This window comes from Butyrivibrio sp. INlla16 (genome assembly GCF_900104155.1).
Classification (GTDB): domain Bacteria; phylum Bacillota; class Clostridia; order Lachnospirales; family Lachnospiraceae; genus Butyrivibrio.
Genome location: NZ_FMYB01000038.1, coordinates 1 through 18,477, shown reverse-complemented (window position 1 = coordinate 18,477; position 18,477 = coordinate 1). Strand labels below are relative to the sequence as shown.

25 protein-coding genes are annotated in these 18,477 nt (G+C 42.0%); 22 read left to right on the top strand and 3 right to left on the bottom strand.

Annotated elements, in window-relative coordinates; translation table 11 throughout:
- Positions 1-11: 11 nt before the first annotated feature.
- The 15 genes from rplF to BLR42_RS15625 all read left to right on the top strand — a co-directional run bounded on the left by rplF (position 12) and on the right by BLR42_RS15625 (position 9,012).
- A complete protein-coding gene (gene rplF, locus BLR42_RS15695; RefSeq protein ID WP_022761324.1) occupies positions 12-551 on the top strand; it encodes a 50S ribosomal protein L6 in 540 nt (179 codons plus the stop codon).
- 19 nt (positions 552-570) lie between these two features.
- Complete coding sequence (rplR, locus tag BLR42_RS15690) at positions 571-939, top strand: 50S ribosomal protein L18 (RefSeq protein ID WP_022761323.1); 369 nt, start codon at positions 571-573, stop codon at positions 937-939.
- A 16-nt stretch (positions 940-955) separates the two neighbouring features.
- Positions 956-1,465 carry a 30S ribosomal protein S5 gene (rpsE, locus tag BLR42_RS15685; protein ID WP_022761322.1) on the top strand — a complete coding sequence of 170 codons (510 nt, stop codon included), beginning with the start codon at positions 956-958 and terminating at the stop codon, positions 1,463-1,465.
- A gap of 30 nt (positions 1,466-1,495) precedes the next feature.
- Positions 1,496-1,699 (top strand): 50S ribosomal protein L30, encoded by a 204-nt coding sequence (gene rpmD, locus BLR42_RS15680; protein ID WP_022761321.1) that lies wholly within the window; start codon positions 1,496-1,498, stop codon positions 1,697-1,699.
- 15 nt (positions 1,700-1,714) lie between these two features.
- Positions 1,715-2,155, top strand: coding sequence for a 50S ribosomal protein L15 (rplO, locus tag BLR42_RS15675; protein ID WP_022761320.1), 441 nt, complete (start codon positions 1,715-1,717; stop codon positions 2,153-2,155).
- Entirely contained in the window at positions 2,155-3,471 is a 1,317-nt protein-coding gene (gene secY / locus BLR42_RS15670; protein WP_022761319.1) for a preprotein translocase subunit SecY, read from the top strand. The genes rplO and secY overlap by 1 nt, the downstream gene beginning before the upstream one ends.
- Before the next feature lie 92 nt (positions 3,472-3,563).
- Positions 3,564-4,205, top strand: coding sequence for an adenylate kinase (locus tag BLR42_RS15665; RefSeq protein WP_091871070.1), 642 nt, complete (start codon positions 3,564-3,566; stop codon positions 4,203-4,205).
- Between the two features lie 18 nt (positions 4,206-4,223).
- Entirely contained in the window at positions 4,224-4,982 is a 759-nt protein-coding gene (map, locus tag BLR42_RS15660; RefSeq protein WP_091871067.1) for a type I methionyl aminopeptidase, read from the top strand.
- A 38-nt stretch (positions 4,983-5,020) separates the two neighbouring features.
- Positions 5,021-5,239 (top strand): translation initiation factor IF-1, encoded by a 219-nt coding sequence (infA, locus tag BLR42_RS15655; RefSeq protein WP_022761316.1) that lies wholly within the window; start codon positions 5,021-5,023, stop codon positions 5,237-5,239.
- A gap of 151 nt (positions 5,240-5,390) precedes the next feature.
- Positions 5,391-5,504, top strand: coding sequence for a 50S ribosomal protein L36 (gene rpmJ / locus BLR42_RS15650; RefSeq protein ID WP_022754357.1), 114 nt, complete (start codon positions 5,391-5,393; stop codon positions 5,502-5,504).
- Positions 5,505-5,669: 165 nt separating this feature from the next.
- A complete protein-coding gene (rpsM, locus tag BLR42_RS15645; RefSeq protein WP_022761315.1) occupies positions 5,670-6,038 on the top strand; it encodes a 30S ribosomal protein S13 in 369 nt (122 codons plus the stop codon).
- Positions 6,039-6,096: 58 nt separating this feature from the next.
- Positions 6,097-6,495, top strand: coding sequence for a 30S ribosomal protein S11 (gene rpsK / locus BLR42_RS15640; RefSeq protein WP_022761314.1), 399 nt, complete (start codon positions 6,097-6,099; stop codon positions 6,493-6,495).
- Between the two features lie 159 nt (positions 6,496-6,654).
- A complete protein-coding gene (rpsD, locus tag BLR42_RS15635; RefSeq protein WP_091871065.1) occupies positions 6,655-7,248 on the top strand; it encodes a 30S ribosomal protein S4 in 594 nt (197 codons plus the stop codon).
- Positions 7,249-7,356: 108 nt separating this feature from the next.
- A complete protein-coding gene (locus BLR42_RS15630; protein WP_026499387.1) occupies positions 7,357-8,319 on the top strand; it encodes a DNA-directed RNA polymerase subunit alpha in 963 nt (320 codons plus the stop codon).
- A 156-nt stretch (positions 8,320-8,475) separates the two neighbouring features.
- The gene (locus tag BLR42_RS15625) at positions 8,476-9,012 is read left to right on the top strand and encodes a bL17 family ribosomal protein (RefSeq protein ID WP_022761311.1); all 537 of its coding nucleotides are present in this window, start codon (positions 8,476-8,478) and stop codon (positions 9,010-9,012) included.
- A 295-nt stretch (positions 9,013-9,307) separates the two neighbouring features.
- Here BLR42_RS15625 and BLR42_RS22875 read toward each other — a convergent pair whose 3' ends face one another.
- Complete coding sequence (locus BLR42_RS22875) at positions 9,308-11,173, bottom strand: flagellinolysin (RefSeq protein WP_278289357.1); 1,866 nt, start codon at positions 11,171-11,173, stop codon at positions 9,308-9,310.
- A 194-nt stretch (positions 11,174-11,367) separates the two neighbouring features.
- Between BLR42_RS22875 and BLR42_RS15610 the strand changes: the two genes are divergently transcribed.
- From BLR42_RS15610 to rpsI, 6 genes are all read left to right on the top strand, one after another.
- Positions 11,368-12,234: an energy-coupling factor transporter ATPase gene (locus BLR42_RS15610; protein WP_242879371.1), complete on the top strand. Its 867-nt coding sequence runs from the start codon at positions 11,368-11,370 to the stop codon at positions 12,232-12,234.
- Complete coding sequence (locus BLR42_RS15605) at positions 12,225-13,070, top strand: energy-coupling factor transporter ATPase (RefSeq protein WP_091871062.1); 846 nt, start codon at positions 12,225-12,227, stop codon at positions 13,068-13,070. Before BLR42_RS15610 ends, BLR42_RS15605 begins: the two co-directional genes overlap by 10 nt.
- 32 nt (positions 13,071-13,102) lie before the next feature.
- Positions 13,103-13,903 (top strand): energy-coupling factor transporter transmembrane component T family protein, encoded by an 801-nt coding sequence (locus BLR42_RS15600; RefSeq protein ID WP_022761307.1) that lies wholly within the window; start codon positions 13,103-13,105, stop codon positions 13,901-13,903.
- 65 nt (positions 13,904-13,968) lie between these two features.
- Positions 13,969-14,715, top strand: coding sequence for a tRNA pseudouridine(38-40) synthase TruA (gene truA / locus BLR42_RS15595; RefSeq protein ID WP_170832822.1), 747 nt, complete (start codon positions 13,969-13,971; stop codon positions 14,713-14,715).
- Positions 14,716-14,935: 220 nt separating this feature from the next.
- The gene (gene rplM / locus BLR42_RS15590; protein WP_022761305.1) at positions 14,936-15,364 is read left to right on the top strand and encodes a 50S ribosomal protein L13; all 429 of its coding nucleotides are present in this window, start codon (positions 14,936-14,938) and stop codon (positions 15,362-15,364) included.
- A 20-nt stretch (positions 15,365-15,384) separates the two neighbouring features.
- Complete coding sequence (gene rpsI / locus BLR42_RS15585) at positions 15,385-15,783, top strand: 30S ribosomal protein S9 (protein WP_022761304.1); 399 nt, start codon at positions 15,385-15,387, stop codon at positions 15,781-15,783.
- Between the two features lie 244 nt (positions 15,784-16,027).
- Here rpsI and BLR42_RS15580 read toward each other — a convergent pair whose 3' ends face one another.
- Together BLR42_RS15580 and BLR42_RS15575 are read right to left on the bottom strand one after the other, a co-directional pair.
- A complete protein-coding gene (locus BLR42_RS15580) occupies positions 16,028-17,083 on the bottom strand; it encodes a tyrosine-type recombinase/integrase (protein ID WP_170832821.1) in 1,056 nt (351 codons plus the stop codon).
- A 53-nt stretch (positions 17,084-17,136) separates the two neighbouring features.
- Positions 17,137-17,661, bottom strand: coding sequence for a helix-turn-helix domain-containing protein (locus BLR42_RS15575; RefSeq protein WP_091871060.1), 525 nt, complete (start codon positions 17,659-17,661; stop codon positions 17,137-17,139).
- Between the two features lie 163 nt (positions 17,662-17,824).
- On the opposite strand from BLR42_RS15575, the gene BLR42_RS15570 reads away from it, so the two are divergent.
- Complete coding sequence (locus tag BLR42_RS15570; RefSeq protein WP_013280038.1) at positions 17,825-18,061, top strand: hypothetical protein; 237 nt, start codon at positions 17,825-17,827, stop codon at positions 18,059-18,061.
- Positions 18,062-18,477: the final 416 nt, after the last annotated feature.

Below are 18,477 nucleotides of genomic sequence, written 5' to 3'. Positions count from 1 at the left end.
GAGGTACGGGCATGTCACGAATTGGAAAAATGCCAATCGCAATTCCTGCTGGAGTTACAGTAGAAGTTGCAGAAAATAATAAGGTGACTGTTAAGGGTCCTAAGGGCACTCTTGAGAGAGTTTTCCCTGCAGAGATGCAGTTTGAGCAGAAAGATGGTCAGATCGAAGTTAAGAGACCTGATGATCAGAAGAAGACCAGAGCGCTTCACGGACTTTCAAGAAGTCTTCTGAATAACATGGTTGTTGGTGTTACAGATGGCTATGAGAAGAAACTTGAAGTTAATGGTGTAGGTTACAGAGCAGCTAAGAGCGGTAAGAAACTCACCTTAACCCTTGGCTATTCACATCCTGTAGAACTCGATGATCCTGAAGGAATCGAGACAGTTGTTGATGGTAATGCTATCATCGTCAAGGGCATAGATAAAGAAAAGGTTGGCCAGCATGCAGCTATCATCAGAGAGAAGAGAGCTCCTGAGCCGTATAAGGGCAAGGGTATCAAGTACGCTGATGAGGTTATCCGCCGCAAGGTTGGTAAGACCGGTAAGAAGTAAGAGATAAGGAGAGTAAAAAATGGTTAGTAAAGAGTCCAGACAGAAAAGTCGCGAAAAGAAGCATCTGAGAATTCGCAATCGTTTCAGCGGCACTGCTGAAAGACCGCGTCTTGCAGTTTTCAGAAGTAATAATCATATGTATGCTCAGGTTATCGATGATGTTGCCGGTAAGACACTCGTTTCTGCTTCCACACTTGAGAAGGACATTAAGTCAGCTCTTAAGGTTACAGATAATGTTGAGGCCGCTGCATACGTTGGTGATGTTGTTGCTAAGAGAGCAATGGAAAAGGGTATCAAGGCTGTTGTTTTCGACAGAGGCGGTTACATCTACCATGGTAAGGTAGCAGCACTGGCTGAGGCAGCCAGAAAAGCAGGCTTAGAATTCTAAGGAAGGGAGAAAGATAATGAAGCGTACAATCGTTGATGCAAGTCAGCTTGAATTAACAGATAAAGTCGTTACCATCAAGCGAGTTACTAAGGTTGTAAAGGGTGGACGTAACATGAAGTTCACCGCACTCGTTGTAGTTGGTGACGGAAACGGTCATGTAGGTGTAGGTCTTGGAAAGTCTACTGAAATTCCGGATGCTATCCGTAAGGGTAAGGAGGATGCTACCAAGAACCTCATCACAGTTCCGCTTGATGAGAACAACAGTATCACACATGATTTCGTTGGTAAGTTCGGTTCTGCAGAGGTTCTGCTTAAGAGATCTCCTGAAGGTACCGGTATCATCGCAGGTGGTCCTGCTCGTTCTGTATGTGAGCTTGCAGGAATCAAGAACATTCGTACAAAGTCACTTGGTTCCAACAACAAGCAGAACGTAGTTTATGCAACCATCAATGGTCTTGCAAATCTCAAGACACCGGAAGAAGTTGCTAAGAAGCGCGGTAAGTCTGTAGAAGAAGTTATCGCATAATAAATAGGCAACTAGTAAAGGAGAAAATCAATGGCAGCTAATAAAGAAAGTGGAAAAATGCTTAAAATCACATTGGTTAAGTCCACTATTGGTGCTGTTCCGAAGCAGGTTGCTACGGTAAAATCAATGGGATTTAAGAAGCTTAACAGCAGTGTAGAACTGCCGGATAACTCTGCTACCAGAGGTCAGATCCAGCAGATCAGACACCTTGTTAAGGTCGAAGAACTGAACTAATAAAGGAGGAAAGTCATGGAATTATCTAATTTGAGACCTGCTGAGGGTTCTGTTCAGAGTGACAATTTCAGAAGAGGCCGCGGTCATGGCTCAGGAAATGGCAAGACTGCAGGTAAGGGACACAAAGGACAGAAGGCTCGTTCAGGTGCTCCGAGACCCGGATTCGAGGGTGGACAGATGCCCCTTTTCCGTCGTCTTCCTAAGAGAGGATTCAAGAATATCAATTCTAAGAAGATTGTAGCTATAAATGTAAGCGAACTTGAGCGCTTCGACAACGACAGTGTTGTTGACATTCAGGCACTTAAGGATAATGGTATCATCAAGCATGAGTATGATGGTGTTAAGATACTTGGAAACGGTGAATTTACCAAAAAGCTTACGGTTAAAGTAAATGCCTTCAGTGCATCTGCTAAGGAGAAAATCGAGGCTCTTGGGGGAACGGCAGAGGTGATTTGATGTTCACAACAATTAAGAACGCATTCAAAATCAAAGATATAAGATTAAAGTTATTATTCACATTTGCAATGCTTTTGGTGATTAGACTTGGTTCAGCAATTCCGGTACCCGGAATGAACGTATCTGTTTTCCAGCAGTGGTTTGCTGAATTATCGGAAAACAATGCCTTTGGTTTTATGGATCGATTCACAGGTGGATCATTTGAGAACATGTCAATTTTGGCACTCAATATTACACCTTACATCACATCTTCTATTATTATCCAGCTTCTCACGATTGCTATTCCTAAGTTTGAGGAATGGCAACGTGATGGAGAGGATGGAAGAAAAAAGCTTGCAGCTCTCACACGTTATATCACTGTAGCACTTGCTCTTATTGAGTCAGTAGCAATGGCTATAGGTTTCTACAGAAGTGGATTCCTCATCGAGAAATCTCCTCTGTATGTAGTAGAGATTGTTGCAGCACTTACTGCAGGCAGTGCGTTCCTTATGTGGATCGGTGAGCGTATAACAGATAATGGTGTAGGAAACGGTATCTCTATCGTACTTACTATTAACATTATCTCAAGAATGCCTTCCGACCTCAGCAGCTTGTTTACACAGTTTGTAACAGGCAAGAACATTGCCAGAGGAGTGGTATCCGTAATCATAATTGTTGCGGTAATCGTAGCAATGGTTGTTCTCGTTGTTCTTCTGAACGGCGCAGAGCGCAGGATTCCGGTACAGTATGCTAAAAAGATTCAGGGGAGAAAGACCTATGGCGGAAATCATTCAGAGATTCCTCTTAAGGTTAACACCGCAGGCGTTATGCCTATCATTTTTGCGATGTCTCTCTTCCAGTTCCCGATCATCATCAGCCAGCTTGTTGGCTATAAGGGAACAGGTGCATGGAGTGAGATCCTTAAATACTTGAATCAGAGCTACTGGTGCAATACCTCAAATCTCAAGTATTCAATCGGACTTGTTGTATATGTTTTACTGCTTATCTTCTTTGCATATTTCTATACATCAATTACATTTAATCCGCTTGAGATTGCAGATAATATGAAAAAGCAGGGTGGCTTTATTCCCGGTATTCGTCCCGGAAAGCCTACCAGTGATTATTTAACAAACATTCTGAATTACATCATTTTCATCGGAGCTGTTGGACTTACCATTATCGGTGTCCTTCCGATATTCTTCAATGGTGTATTCGGTGCTAACGTATCCTTCGGTGGTACGAGCCTTATCATTGTTGTAAGTGTTATTCTTGAAACGGTGAAACAGATTGAATCACAGATGTTGGTACGTAATTACAAAGGTTTTTTAGATGATTAAAACTTAAGAGGTTTCGGAGCATACCGAAAGGTATGCTTCCTAACCTCTTATTGTGCATTTAAGAAATATAAGAAAAATAGGAGACTTCCAGTATGAAAATTATTATGTTAGGTGCACCCGGTGCAGGTAAGGGAACACAGGCAAAAATGATTGCTGATAAATATCAGGTTCCGCACATTTCTACAGGTGATATTTTCAGAGCAAATATCAAGAACGGAACTGAACTCGGAAAGAAAGCAAAGGAATTCATGGACCAGGGACAGCTTGTTCCGGATGAGCTTACTGTTGAGATCCTTCTTGACAGAGTAGCGCAGGATGACTGCAAGAACGGCTATGTTCTTGACGGTTTCCCGAGAACAATTCCTCAGGCTGATGTGCTTGACAAAGAGCTTACAAAGCTTGGCGACAAGGTTGACTATGCAATTAACGTAGATGTTCCGGATGAGAACATTGTTCGCAGAATGTCAGGAAGAAGAGCATGCCTTAAGTGTGGTGCTACTTACCATATTGAGCACATTCCTCCGAAGCAGGAAGGAATCTGTGATACTTGTGGCAGTGAGCTTGTTCAGAGAGATGATGACAAGCCGGAGACAGTTAAGAACCGTCTTAGCGTTTATCATGAGCAGACTCAGCCCCTCATCGACTATTACACAAAGAAGAACATTCTTAAGACTGTCGATGGAACAAAGGACATGCAGGAAGTCTTTAATGAGATTACAGGTATTCTCGGTTAATTATTGAGGTAATGAGTAATGCCGGTCACCATTAAAACGGACGAAGAATTGAACCTCATGAGAAAAGCAGGTGAGCTGCTTGCACAGGTTCATGAAGAACTACATAATGCGCTCAGACCGGGAATCTCCACTTTAGAGTTGGATGCAATTGGCGAAGAAGCCATTCGCAAACGCGGTGGAATACCGAATTGCAAGGATTATGAAGGATATCCGGCATCAGTTTGTATTTCCGTGAATGACGAGGTTGTTCACGGAATACCTAAAGCTGAGACTATTTTAAAAGAAGGCGATATAGTTTCTTTTGATACGGGTCTGATATATGAAGGATTTCATTCAGATGCAGCCAGAACCTGGGGCGTAGGAAATATTTCCCCGGAAGCACAGAAACTTATTGATGTCACAAGAGAGAGCTTTTTTGAAGGCATCAAATATGCCAAAGCCGGAAATCACTTATATGATATTTCCAAGGCGATTGATAAATATATCAAACCGCATGGCTACGGAATAGTAAGGGAACTTACAGGACATGGAATCGGCAGAGAATTACACGAAGAGCCATATATTCCCAATTTTAGGAAATTAACAAGAGGAATACTCTTAAAACCGGGAATGACTCTCTGTGTTGAACCCATGATTACGATGGGAAGCAGAAAAATAGCATTTCTCGATGATGAATGGACTGTTGTAACTCTTGATAGTTCTTTGGCGGCACATTATGAAAATACCATTGCGGTAACGCCTGACGGAGAACCCGAGATACTGACAATTATTAAATGAACCACTTAAATGTGATATAGAAATGAGGTTAAGATCAGATGTCTAAAGCAGATGTAATTGAAATTGAAGGAAAAGTAGTTGAGAAGCTCCCCAACACAATGTTCAGGGTTGAGCTTGAGAATGGTCATATCGTACTTGCTCATATCAGTGGCAAGCTCAGACAGAACTTTATTCGTATTCTTCCCGGAGACAAGGTAACACTTGAACTTTCACCCTATGATCTCACAAAAGGAAGAATAATTTGGAGAGATAAGTAATCGCTTAGCTCCTGTAATTCGGGACGAATAAAAGCAAGTTTAAAATAATGCTTGTAATAGTTCTATATATATGTTATGATTGAATGCGGTCGTTTAAAAAGGGGTATCAGTATGCCCTTTTATACGCATATATACCAGAAAGGAGTTACAAATGAAAGTTAGGTCTTCTGTTAAGCCTATGTGCGAAAAGTGCAAGGTTATCAAGAGAAAAGGCGTTATTCGTGTAATTTGCGAAAACCCTAAGCACAAACAGAGACAGGGCTAATTCGAGTCATTTTGACATTACTTTTTGATACCAATGTGTATTGGAAAGATCGGATTAACTACTGTCCGATTGGGCTGAATAATCGCCCCAATCAAACAAGTAACATTTAATTATGGAAACAAAAGGTTTCCGCAAACAATTTTTTTAAATGGAGGAATATTAAAAATGGCTCGTATTGCAGGTGTAGACTTACCCAGAGATAAGCGAGTTGAGATTGGTCTCACATATATCTATGGTATTGGTAGAACAAGCTCAAACAAAATTCTTGCTGCTGCAAATGTAAATCCCGACACACGTGTTCGTGATCTCACAGATGATGAGGTTAAGAAGATTGCTGAGATTATCGGTAATGATTATGACGTAGAAGGTGATCTTAGAAGAGAGATCGCTATGAACATCAAGCGTCTTTCAGAGATCGGATGCTACAGAGGTATCCGTCACAGAAGAGGACTTCCTGTTCGTGGTCAGAGAACAAAGACCAACGCTAGAACAAGAAAAGGTCCCAAGAGAACAATCGCTAATAAGAAGAAGTAATTCTCTTATTATATAGTAACTTTAGATAATTCATAGGAAGAAAGTAGGTTAGTTTAAAATGGCAAATCAGAAATCAAGTGCTTCTAAGACTAAGAAGCGTGTCAAGAAAAACGTTGAACACGGACAGGCACACATTCAGTCATCTTTCAATAACACAATCGTTACATTGACAGATGCTGCAGGTAATGCTCTTAGCTGGGCAAGTGCCGGTGGTCTCGGTTTTAAGGGTTCAAGGAAATCTACTCCATATGCTGCACAGATGGCTGCAGAGACAGCAACAAAGGCTGCACTTATTCATGGCCTTAAGACTGTTGATGTCTTTGTAAAGGGACCGGGTTCAGGAAGAGAAGCTGCTATCAGAGCTCTTGCTGCAAGTGGTCTTACTGTTACCAGTATTACGGATGTAACTCCCGTACCTCATAACGGATGCCGCCCGCCCAAGCGCCGCAGAGTATAATTTATCCTATATGATATTCACTCAGAGCCTGCGTTTTTACGTCTGGCTCTGATGGAGTATATAGACACTATTAACATTTAACTCGTTGGATGAAGGCACAGGTAGTGTCGTGCTGTAAACAACAGTCAGGATTTTTCCTGAACAAGAAAGGAGCCAATAATGGCAGTAAACAGAGTTCCAGTACTTAAGAGATGCAGATCACTTGATTTGGATCCCACATTCCTTGGATATGACAAGAAGTCCAAGAGAACAAACAGCAGAGCAAACAAGAAGATGAGCGAGTATGGTCTTCAGCTCCGTGAGAAGCAGAAGGCAAAGTTCATTTATGGCGTTCTTGAGAAGCCTTTCCGTAACTACTACGACAAGGCTGATCGTCAGAAGGGACAGACCGGTGAGAACCTTATGGTCCTTCTTGAGCGCAGACTTGATAATGTTATTTTCCGTATGGGCTTTGCAAGAACAAGAAGAGAAGCTAGACAGGTTGTTCTTCATAAGTTCATCACTGTAAATGGTAAGGAAGTTAACATTCCTTCTTACCTCATCAAGGCAGGCGATGTTATCGAAGTTAAGGAAGCTTCCAGAAGCATCCAGAGATTCAAGGATATCGCAGAGATCACAGCAGGCAGAATCGTTCCTGAGTGGCTTGATGTTAACAAGGATAACCTTAGCGGTACAGTTAAAGAATTCCCTTCAAGAGATGTAATCGACGTTCCTGTAAACGAGATGTTGATCGTCGAGTTGTATTCTAAGTAATTTAAAATAGTTCAGCGTGGCCATAGTTCGAAAGCGCGTGCGTTTTCGAACCCGGCTCTGAATTATTTAATTTTAGAAACACCATAAAACCATAAGGAGGGTATGTCAGTGTTTGATTTTGAAAGACCAAATATTGAAGTTGCTGAGATTTCAGAGGACAAGAAGTACGGCAGATTCGTTGTTGAGCCTCTTGAGAGAGGTTATGGAATTACTCTTGGTAATTCACTCAGAAGAATTATGCTTTCCTCTTTGCCTGGAGCAGCAGTAAGTCAGGTCAAAATCGAAGGTGTACTGCATGAGTTCAGTTCTATTCCCGGAGTAAAGGAAGATGTAACTGAGATCATAATGAATATCAAGAATCTTTCTATTCGCAATAATTCTGAGACTAATGAGCCCAAGACAGCATACATCGAGTATTCAGGCGAGGGTGTAGTCACAGCTGCTGATATTCAGGTTGATCAGGATATCGAAATCACAAATCCTGAGCAGGTTATTGCAACACTGTCCGGTAAGGATGCTAAGCTCTACATGGAGCTCACCATCACAAAGGGCAGAGGATATGTAAGCTCTGATAAGAATAAGCTTGCAGATCTTCCTATCGGTGTTATTGCAGTAGATTCTATCTATACACCAGTTGAACGTGTAAATGTCAGTGTAGAGAATACACGTGTAGGTCAGGTTACTGACTATGATAAGCTGACACTTGATGTTCACACTAACGGAACACTTGCTCCCGATGAGGCTGTAAGCCTTGCAGCAAAGGTTCTTAGTGAGCATCTTAGCCTCTTCATCGATCTGTCTGAGAATGCCAAGACTGCAGAAGTTATGGTAGAGAAAGACAATGATGAGAAGGAAAAGGTTCTTGAGATGAGCATCGATGAGCTTGAGCTCAGTGTTCGTTCCTTCAACTGCCTCAAGAGAGCCGGAATCAATACTGTTGAGGAGCTTACAAACAAGACTCCCGATGATATGATGAAGGTACGTAACCTTGGACGTAAGTCCCTTGAGGAAGTGCTTGCAAAGCTTGATGAGCTTGGACTTGCACTTAGAACAGGTGAAGATCAGAACTGATAAAACAGATTAGTATTCGCTGATGGTAAAGCCGACGTGTACGGATGCGGATTCTCATTAGGTATTAACACAACATATCGGGAGTAAAACCAAAGCGTATTCCGGTATGCACCACAGCAGAGGGAACTCTGCGATTGAGAAAGGAAGTAAATTATTATGGCAATGTACAGAAAGTTAGGAAAGGCTACAAAGCCCAGAAGAGCACTCCTCAGAAACCAGGCAACAATGCTTCTTTACAATGGTAAGATTGTTACAACCGAGGCTAGAGCTAAGGAAGTAAAGAAGATCGTTGAGCCTATCATCGCTCTTGCAGCTAAGGAGATGGACAACTACGAGACAGTTACTGTTGAGGCTAAGGTTGCCCGCAAGGACAAGGATGGCAAGCGCGTTAAGGAAGTTAAGGATGGCAAGAAGGTAACAGTTTATGATACTGTTCAGAAGGAGATCAAAAAGGATAAGCCTTCACGTATGCATGCTAGAAGACAGATCCTCAAGACCCTCTATCCTGTAACTGAGGTTCCGAAGGAAGCTGCTGGAAGAAAGAAGAACACAAAGCAGATCGACCTTGTTGAGAAGCTTTTCACAGAGTATGGTCCTAAGTATGCTAGCCGTAACGGTGGTTACACAAGAATCGTTAAGATCGGTCAGCGTAAGGGCGATGCAGCTATGATGGTTGTTCTTGAGCTTGTATAATTAACATAATAAAAATAATGAGCGGTACGATTAGTCGTATCGCTCATTTTTTATGTGCGCTTAGCGGCACACTATTTTAATTCCTAAAATAATTTAACAGATTTTACTCTGCATTGCCATCAGAAACAATCTCCGTAGATGTTCCGTAAGCTTTATCGGGATGCTTGTTTGCGTATTCTGCAAGTGTTTCACCACCCGACATAGTACGGGCCAGTAAGGAACATAAGATAATAAGTGCAATTATTATAATTAGTGGTTTAAAGTATTCGTTTGACATAAAGTCATTTTAGCAAATTTATTGAAGAAGTGCCATAACACCCTGAGGGGTCTGATTTGCCTGTGCCAACACAGACTGTCCGGCCTGCTGAAGGATATTTAATGTGGAAAGTCTCACCATTTCTTCAGCCATGTCGGCGTCACGCAGGCGTGACTCTGCAGCGGTAGTATTTTCAACAACGTTATTGAGATTATATACAGTATGCTCGACACGGTTCTGAATAGCGCCAAAATAACTTCTTACACCGCTTACCATCAGGATTGCATTAGAAAAATTGTCAATAGCGTTGGTTGCGTTATCTTCTGTCAGAAGATTTACATCTGTAATAAGAAGTGCATCTGTGCTCATGTCAAAAAGTTCAATTTCCACTTTGTTTGTCATATCAGCGTCTGTTCCGAGGTGAAGAGCGATAGAAGATCCGCGTCCTTTCTGGTTCTCGGTAGTAAGGTCCATTTGAACATAACCCAAAGTGGTATTCTTAATTTCAATCGGTTGCTTGTTCTTTTTCGCAGTTTCGCCAAGTATATTTGTTCCGCCTGTGCTAAGTGAAGGAGTAATAAGTGATCCTACACCACCAAGACTTTCGTATGAGAGTCTTCTTACAAATTCTACTGCGCCCATTTTGCCTGATACAGGACTTGAGTAACTACCGTTGTTGATGCAATCCTTTAAATCGGATTCGGATATACCTATAAGGCTTGTAAGAACGGTATCAAAGCTATCGGTTTTGTTATCGATGAAACCCTGGAAGATTTTGTTCATTCCGGTTAAAATGGTGGCTTTTGAGAAATCATTTGTGTCGGAAGCAAGGTAACCGGCATAGGCAGCTGCCAGATAACCATGACCATAAACTCTTCCGTCCACTGTATATTGTCCGCCTTGTGAGAGGTATGCAGCAATATTATAGTCTCTGGAGGGATCGTTTGCACTGGAAAGTGTACTTGCACAACTACTGAGATAACTATTCCAACCGGATGAATAGCCGCCACCTGATAACTGCGCTGTTCCTTCTATAAACCATAACGGAAAGTCTTCAGGACCTGTACCTATATTCATTCTTTCGGGATAAACTGTAGCCATAACACCATGCATTACTTCGTGTGCAACCGTTGATTCAAGCAAACTGAGTTTATCTTGGCTTAAATTCAGGGAAGGGAAATCGGCCTTATCCACTGAAAGCAGTAGAGAACCTGGTGTGAAGTTCTGTCCGGGCCATGAAATTTGGGCGGACATGGATGCCAATACGTTATCCACACCGTCTATTGTATTGATAGTCATTGTTGAATAATAGGGAGTTTTATCGTTTTCAGCCGCTGTCCTTACTGTATTTCCCATAGAAGAAAAACTGTTTAGTATCTGTTCTACAGCGTTGGGGAAATACTCATTAGAGATTTTCTGTGCAAGATATTTCATCCCATTTGCTATAGAAGAAGGAGGATTGAGAGTAGTTAATCTCGGAAGACGACCTTTTTTAGGGAAAATGGGAGTTTCGTTGAATTTGGTACGACTGGTGATCGCGTTTATTTCACTTTTTAACTGCTTGATTTCGTTATTGATGGCTATTCTGTCTTCAGGCGCAAGGGTTCCATTAGCGGCCTGAATAGAGAGCACGTTGCATCGCTGAAGCATTTCATGTACTTCGTGTAAAGCACCGTCAGCAACCTGGGCCATAGAAATGCCGTCTTTGCCATTTGAGGAAGCGCGTGTAAGTCCCCTCATCTGGCGGCGCATTTTTTCAGATATGGTTAAACTTGCTGCGTTATCTGCGGCGCGATTAATCTTATATCCTGAAGCCAGCTTTTCGGCTGTTTTAGCTCGTTCTGAAGTTGTGATACCGGTCATCATATTTGCATACGATGCCTGCATGTTATGTTGTATTACCACAAGCTGCCCCTTAATGATAATAAATCGATATTTTTAGTTCCTTTACACTAAAGTTATCGGCAGTTTTATGAAAAAATTTTACACTTTTTAAATATGGCAGAAGAAGTGCACAGCTGCGCTTGTTTTTCACAACTGCATATAATAAAATAGTGAGGATGTACTAAAGAGCGCAATAATACTGAAAAAGAGGCAAAATGAGTTCAGAAACAATGCTCCGGACGGAGAATCTGACATTTGAATATATCAGACGAGATGAGGAAGGCAACGTAGAGGGAATAACCACCGCTGTTGACGGAGTGGATCTGGAAGTCAAAAAGGGCGAATTTATATCCATTCTCGGACACAACGGTTCAGGAAAATCTACACTGGCCAAGCATTTTAATGCACTTTTATTCCCCACTGAGGGTACTGTCTTTGTTGACGGAATGAACACTTCGGATGCAAGTAATCTCTGGAGTGTCAGACAGGAAGCGGGGATGGTTTTTCAGAATCCCGACAATCAGATAATAGGACAGGTTGTTGAAGAGGATGTGGGATTTGGACCGGAAAACATGGGTGTTCCCACAAAAGAGATATGGGAGAGAGTAGAGGAGAGCCTTAAGACTGTAGGAATGTACGAATTTAGGAAAAGCTCACCCAATCACCTCTCCGGAGGACAGAAACAGAGGGTTTCCATTGCGGGAGTTATTGCAATGCACCCCAAATGCATCATTTTTGATGAGCCGACAGCCATGCTTGATCCGAACGGACGAAAAGAGGTTATCCGCGCGGCGAGAGCCCTGAACGACGTGGAAGGGATAACGATCATTCTAATTACGCATTATATGGAAGAAGTAATATACTCCGACAAGGTCTTTGTTATGGATAAGGGGCATGTGAAGATGCAGGGTACTCCCAGGGAGATTTTTTCACAGGTTGATAAGCTGAAGGATTTGAGGCTGGGTGTTCCGCAGGTAACTCTTCTTGCGCATGAGCTTAGGCAAAGAGGACTTAATATTCCCGAGGGGATTCTTGACCGCAAGGAACTTGTAGCAGCTTTGAAGGGATTAAAATGGCAATAATACTTGATCATGTAAATTACATATATGAAGCCGATACAGCGATGGCAAGGACAGCCTTAAATGATGTGTCACTTCAGATACCGGATGGCCAGTTTATAGGCCTTATCGGACACACCGGATCGGGAAAATCGACCCTTGTGCAGCATTTGAACGGTCTTATGAAGCCGTCATCAGGTTCTGTCTACTTTGATGGCAAGGACATAAACGATCCCGAATATGACAGAAAAAATCTCAGAGCCAAGGTGGGACTCGTTTTTCAGTATCCCGAGCATCAGCTTTTTGAGATAAACTGCTTCCTGGATGTGTGCTTTGGGCCAAAAAATCTGGGGCTTCCTCAGAAAGAGATAGAGCTTAGAGCGTATGATGCCCTTAAAAAGGTAGGACTTCCGGATGAATATTTTTATCAGTCTCCATTTGATCTGTCCGGAGGACAAAAGCGGAGGGTGGCTATAGCCGGAGTTCTTGCTATGAAGCCGGAGGTGCTGATTCTGGATGAGCCCACAGCAGGACTTGACCCTAAAGGCAGGGACGAGATACTTGATCTAATCGCTGAGCTGCATGATACACTGGGCATCACGGTAATTCTGGTGTCACACAGCATGGAGGATGTGGCGAATTACGTCGACAGGATAATAGTCATGAATAAGGGTGAAGCAGTCTATGACGGAACCCCGAAGGAAGTATTCGCCCATTACAAAGAGCTTGAGGCTATAGGTCTTGCTGCACCGCAGGTTACATATGTTATGGAGGAGCTCAGAGAAGCCGGATTGCCCGTACATACGGATGCTACCACGATTGATGAGGCGGCTGACGAGATTATGCGGGTTTTTGGATGATTTTTATATAAAAAGTTGGGAGCATGTACTGAATGCTTAGAGATATAACGCTGGGACAGTATTACCAGACGGATTCCGCTATTCACAGACTGGATCCGAGGGTAAAAATTGTAGCGACACTGGTATATATTGTATCCCTATTTGTAGTAGACAATTTTATAGGATATTTGATAGCAGCAGCCTTTCTTGTGCTTGCCATTATGAAGTCAAATGTGCCCGCAAAATTCATTTTTAAGGGCATGAAGGCTATTTATTTACTGCTTCTTATTACTATGCTGTTTAATCTCTTTTTGACGCCCGGAGAGCCTCTGGTGACTTTCTGGAAACTGAAAATAACCAAAGAGGGACTTAAAATAGCGGTTATGATGGGAGTGAGGCTTGTTTTCCTTATAACAGGGTCTTCAATAATGACGCTCACTACCACCCCAAATCAGCTTACGGACGGTATGGAGAGCCTCATGAACCCGCTTAAGGTGTTCCATGTGCCGGTACATGAGATATCTATGATGATGTCGATTGCACTCAGATTTATTCCGATTTTGATGGAAGAGACAGACAAGATCATGAAGGCTCAGATGGCAAGAGGTGCCGATTTTGAGAGCGGATCGCTTATCCAGAGGGCTAAGAGTCTGATACCGCTTCTTGTTCCGCTTTTCATATCTGCCTTCAGAAGGGCAGGAGACCTTGCTATGGCTATGGAAGCCAGATGTTATCGAGGCGGCGAAGGCAGGACTAAAATGAAGCCTCTTGCTTATAAGAAATGGGATATTTTTGCATATATAGTGATTTTTGTGTATTTATGCGCAATGATCGCTGTGGGAATTCTGTTTTGATTGACGCAATATTGTGCAATTTATTATTGATATATCCTTATATGCATATAATTGAGGGCTAAGATTTGAAAAATATTATGCTGACAGTTGCATATGATGGGAGCGGCTATCACGGCTTCGCTTTTCAGGAAAACACCCGGACAATAGAGGGCGAGCTGAAAAATGCCGTTGATGCGCTGACCGGTGAGGATTCGGAGATTATCGGTGCCAGCAGGACAGATGCCGGAGTGCATGCATATGGGAATCTGGTGGTGTTTAAAACAGAATCCACCATTCCTGCTGAAAGCTTTGCACCGGCATTGAATAATAAGCTCCCCGATGATATCAGAATCATGCGGTCGGAGGAAGTTCCGCTTGAATTCCATCCGAGAAAGTGCCTCTCAGAGAAGACATATGAGTATAGAATCCTGAACGTTAAGACAATGGTGCCTACTAAGAGGCTCTATTTTTGCCATAACAGCTATCCTCTTGATGAAAAGAGGATGAACGAGGCTGCCAAGTACCTGGTGGGAGAACATGATTTTTCAAGCTTTTGTGCAGCCGGATCTCAGGCACTAAGCCATGTTCGAAGGATTATTTCGGCAGAGACTGTGAGACAGGGCGATGAGATAGTGATTAGAATCACAGGCAACGGCTTTTTATATAATATGGTGAGAATCATAGCCGGGACTCTGATGGAGATAGGCAGGGGGAAGGGCGAGCCTTCGGACGTTGAAAAGATGATCGGAGCAAAGGACAGAGCGGCAGCAGGACCGACAGCTCCGCCGCAGGGACTTTTCCTTATAGAATACAGATTCCCCGAGGGATTATAAAATTTTTATAACCTCAGCTATTTTGTGCTATTTTCGGTGGATTTTAGGTTGACAAATTGAAAGAAATGAGCATATAATATATGACTGTGTGACGATTATCGCCAAAGTTATCCCGGTAAGTAACGAGGCGTATATCTTATACAATATATAAGCGAATGGATCAGGTGAAGGGTTCTTCGCACCAGAGTTTAACTGTTAACTGGTTATGGAGGTAATTAGAATGAACACATATATGCCTAATGCTTCTTCTGTTGAGAAGAAATGGTATGTTGTAGACGCAACAGATATGACACTCGGTCGTCTTGCTTCTAACGTTGCTAATGTACTTAGAGGAAAGAATAAGCCGATTTATACACCCAACATTGATACAGGTGATTATGTAATCGTAATCAACGCTGAGAAGATCAAGGTTTCAGGTAAGAAGATGGACCAGAAGATGTACTGGCACCACACAGATTATGTTGGACACCACAAGGAGTTCACTCTTCGTCAGATGATGGAGACACACCCGGAGCGTGTTATCGAGCATGCAGTAAAGGGAATGCTTCCCAAGGGTTCTCTTGGCAGACAGATGTACACAAAGCTTCACGTATATGTAGGTCCTGAGCACGATCATGCAGCTCAGAAGCCCGAAGTACTTACATTCTAATCTGAAAGGAGAATTTGAAAATGGCTAAAGCAGCAAGTTTCTATGGCACAGGTAGAAGAAAGAAGTCTATCGCCAGAGTTTATCTTACACCCGGTAAGGGCAATATCACTATCAATAAGAGAAGCATCGACGAGTATCTTGGACTTGAGACTCTTAAGGTTATCGTTCGTCAGCCCCTTGTACTGACAGATACTCTTGATAAGTTCGATGTTAACGTAACAGTTCGCGGTGGCGGCACAACAGGTCAGGCTGGTGCAATCCGTCACGGTATCTCAAGAGCACTTCTTCAGGCTGATTCTGATGAGTACAGACCTGCACTTAAGAAGGCTGGATACCTTACACGTGATCCTAGAATGAAGGAGAGAAAGAAGTACGGTCTCAAAAAGGCTCGTCGCGCTCCTCAGTTCTCAAAGAGATGATCTTTCGAGATTCAAAAAGAATTTACAAACCTCAGAAACTCAGTGTTTCTGGGGTTTTTCTTTTATCTATAATTGTATTCAGTTGTGGTGAAACGCAGAAAATTTTGTACCGTAAACAGCGAGTAAACAGCAGGTAGACAGCAAAATTCTCAAGTCTTAGATCTTGTTTGAGTAGAGTACTTAGCGAGGTACTATCGAGCTTAGTACGAACCATACAAGTTCACTTGACAAGGTTTTTTCGAGTCTAGTGAAGCTTGTTAATTGCTTCTACCAGAGACTGGATATCAAGGTGGGTGTACACTTTCTCTGTCAGAGACATCGCCCCGGAGTGTCCTACGATTTTCTTTATCATTGTAGGATCTACATGAGCTTCTGCCAGCATTGATATGCAGGTGTGTCTTGTATCATGAGGAGTGTGCTCCATCCCAAGATTTTCAATTAGTGGTGTCCAGTAGCTGTCTTTATAATTTCTGTAAGTGAACTTTTTGTTTTCATCGGTGTGAAGAAGGTATTCACAGTCAGAGGATTCATACCAGGCTTTGTAGAATGGTAGAACCTTATCTGCTATAGGAACCTTTCTGATACCATTTTCAGTTTTACTTAGTATCACATCGAAATACTGTTCTTCGAGATGAACATTTTTCTTTTCCAAATCCAGTAGTTCAGATATTCTACAGCCGTTGTAAATCAGCATCAGTACTGTCTGGTAGAACGGATCATCCTTGAGTTCCCATAGCCTTTCAATCTCAGCTTTTGAAAAGATATCTCTCTCAACCTTATTTGGATTTTTGTCCTTATACTTGAGGATATCAACAAATTCGGAATAGTCCTTGTTACAGATATCGTTCTTAAGGGCGTAATCGTAAAGCTGATTGAAAAGGACTTTGATCTTACGGAGCGTAGGATAATTTTTTCCGCAGGTATCAATGACATTCTGAAGCTCTGCCAGCCTTATATCTCTAAAAGTTTTGTTGTAAAGGGTGCCACATACGTTATATGAGGCTGTATACCCATGTACGTTGGATTTAGAGATGGCAGGATACTTTGCTTCAGACCAGGCATTATATACGTCTGTGAATGTCATTTTGGCTGCTTTTGTATCAAATGGATTCTGATGATAATCTGATAGCATTTGCAAGCCTTCCTGCTTGGTTTCAGCATATCCTATGACATTGTACGTCTGCTTTTTGGTACCTTTTTCCGGATCAATGGTCCATCCGGTGGTTACTCTTACCATATAGGGCTTTCTGCGTTTCCCGGACATTTTCATAACACTTCCATATCCGTTTGGTAATTTCAAATAATATCGACCTCCTTTGATGCTCAGGTTATTTATGAAAAAGGGTATAACCCTTAATCACCTTTCTTATCGGGCAATGCTACATTTGCGTAGTATGCAAGTTCTGTTTCGAACCAGTGATTAAATCTATCTTCATTTGAAAAGCCTTGTTCAAGGCTCTCTCGCTCATCTGCATATCTTTCCAGAAAGAGGCAGAGATCTGAGTTGTTTTCTGCTGCTTCATCGTTTCCAATGAATTTAAGACTGCAGCTCCATTCTTCGGTTTTGGGTGGACGATTTACGTCTATATTGAAGTTAATCCCTGCTTTTTTATTTAGTTCGTTAAGAACATAGAGGACATCTGAGAGTGTGTCTAAAGTGATGTTCTTCTTCTGATATCCAATAAGTTCAGCAGGAGAGATATTAAGAATATTTGCTATCTCATTCAGTACACCTATTGAAGGCTCTATTTCACCGCTTTCATATTTCTGTACTGTACGCATGGTTTTACCTAGTCTGTTAGCCAGTTCAGTCTGACTGAGGTGCTGAGCTTTGCGGGCCTGCTTAATTCTATTTCCAATATCAGATCCATTGTTCATTGTACTGACCTCCTTGTGAGAATTGTAACACGTAGTAATACGAATTGCAAGAACGTATTACGAATTGAAAATACATATTTATTGTTGACAAATGAATTATGAAGACGTATTATCAAAATACGAACTAATAATTCGTATTTTGAAAGAAGGGAGGTGAAAAGGTATGGAAGACAAAAAGTTATATGTAGAACTACCAAGATTTACTGGTAGAAATGTTCCTATAACTGAGGTTGCCGAGGCAATGCACAAGGATGCACAGTTCGTAAGAATTGGAATCCAGCAGGGGATATTCAAATTTGGATATGCCATGAAGAAAGAGAATTCCAGTGAATACAACTACTATTGTCCAGACAGAAAGGTATGGGAAGAGATTGGATACTTTAGTCCAGAAGCAGTCTAAAATGAAAAAACTCTCTTGCTGGTAACAAGAGAGTGAATGAAAAGCCGGAGCTTTTGTAAATTCGATTAAATAAAGTATAGCAAGGGTTCCGGCCAAGTTCAACAAAAAAGTAAGATTGGATAGGGTTGTTTCATGAAGAAGTTTTTGTGCAGGAGAATGCCATAATCAGGTGGAGTAGTTGCTTTTTGAGATGTTATTATCCTATATTCAGCATAAAAAAGCGCATAGTTATCCCTATGCGTCATCAAAAGGAGTAAAGGTATTGTTATTCTCAAAAATCAATACATACTGGGAATTGGTTCAAAAATAAACTTTGCCACACATGTAAGATCCGAGTCCACTTCATCCATTATATCTATCATCTGTATCCGGTTCACAGGATCTTCTAATTGCATCAGCCTTGCTACGTTATATGA